This window comes from Kitasatospora sp. NPDC004799 (assembly GCF_040609095.1).
Classification (GTDB): Bacteria; Actinomycetota; Actinomycetes; order Streptomycetales; family Streptomycetaceae; genus Kitasatospora.
Window position 1 is genome coordinate 1 of the sequence record NZ_JBEXJK010000776.1, and the last position, 1,565, is coordinate 1,565.

At 72.0% G+C, this 1,565-nt stretch carries 1 protein-coding gene and 2 pseudogenes; all 3 read left to right on the top strand.

The window, feature by feature from the left end; genetic code table 11:
- Positions 1-197 (top strand): annotated as a pseudogene (locus ABZW03_RS40720) (sulfate ABC transporter substrate-binding protein); the annotation flags it as partial.
- A gap of 183 nt (positions 198-380) precedes the next feature.
- A complete protein-coding gene (locus ABZW03_RS40725; protein ID WP_355269900.1) occupies positions 381-1,184 on the top strand; it encodes an ABC transporter ATP-binding protein in 804 nt (267 codons plus the stop codon).
- Positions 1,171-1,565: pseudogene (locus ABZW03_RS40730) on the top strand (ABC transporter permease); the annotation flags it as partial. The gene ABZW03_RS40725 and the pseudogene ABZW03_RS40730, both read left to right, overlap by 14 nt.

The window sequence follows — 1,565 nt, forward strand, 5'->3', positions numbered from 1 at the left end:
ATCCCGCCTGGGCCGACATCGACTTCCTGGACGACCCCCTGGCCAACACCCTCCAGGCCGAAGCCGACCACGCCGTCACCGCCGGACTCCTCAAGAAGCCGAACCTGACCGGCATCTACGACCTCACCCTGCTGAACAAGGTCCTCACCGCCCAGGGCCAACCGGCCGTCGCGGACGCCGGGCTCGGCGCCAAGTAGCGCCCGCAGCACCGCCGTTCGCTCCGACTCCGCGGTCCGGCCCCCGCCCGCCCGGTCGATCCCCGATCGATGCCCACCGGAACCGGGCGGGGCCCGGGCCCCGGCCCCGACCTTGAGACCTCTCCCTCCTGGCCCGCCCTCGGGCAGGAGGGGCCCATGACCACTCACGCAGGAGGTGTCCGGATGACTCCGGCACTGACCACCTCGGCGGACGTCCCCGGCGCCGACACCCACGACGGCACACCCGCCGTCCGGATCTCGCACGTCCACAAGTCCTTCGGCCGCCCCGGCGCCCGGACCCACGTCCTGGACGACATCACCCTCGACGTCGCCCCCGGCGAGTTCGTCACCCTCCTCGGCGCCTCCGGCTGCGGCAAGTCCACCCTGCTCAACCTCGTCGCCGGACTCGACCAGCCCACCACCGGCACCATCCACGTCCCCGACGGCCGCCCCGCCCTCATGTTCCAGGAGCACGCCCTCTTCCCCTGGCTCACCGCCGGCAAGAACATCGAACTCGCCCTCAAACTCGCCGGCGTCCCCCGCCCCGAACGCCGCACCGAAGCCGAACGCCTCCTCGAACTCGTCCGCCTCAACGGCTCCCACGACAAACGCGTCCACGAACTCTCCGGCGGCATGCGCCAACGCGTCGCCATGGCCCGCGCCCTGGCCCAGGGCAGCAAGGTCCTCCTCATGGACGAACCCTTCGCCGCCCTCGACGCCATCACCCGCGACGTCCTCCACGACGAGATCACCCGCATCTGGGCCGAACGACACCTCACCGTCCTCTTCGTCACCCACAACGTCCGCGAAGCCGTCCGCCTCGCCCAACGCGTCGTCCTCCTCTCCTCCCGCCCCGGCCGCGTCGCCCGCGAATGGCACATCGACCTCCCCCAACCCCGCCGCATCGAATCCACCGGCGTCGCCGACCTGTCCATCGAGATCACCGAACAACTGCGTGGGGAGATCCGACGCCATGTCCAGCACTGACACCGCCCCCGTCCTGGACCGGGCCGACCACCGGACCGGCGGCACAGGCCTGGCCGATCGGACGGAGCGGACCTCCCACCCCGACGGCACCGGGGACTCCGCCTCCGTCGGCGCGGGCCTGGACGCCCTGGACGCCGTCACCGCGCAACGCGGCTCCCTCGGTGAGGTCCTGCGCGGCAAGGCCCTGCCGCCGCTGATCGGCGTCCTGGTCGTCCTCGCGCTGTGGCAGGGGGCCTACAGCCTGGAGCTGACCTCCTCCTACAAGCTGCCCAGCCCCGCCGACGTCTGGCGCTCCGCCCAGGACCTCTGGTACCAGGGCACCCTGCTCTCGATCATCTGGACCAGCGTCTGGCGCGGCCTGTCCGGCTTCCTCCTCGCCGT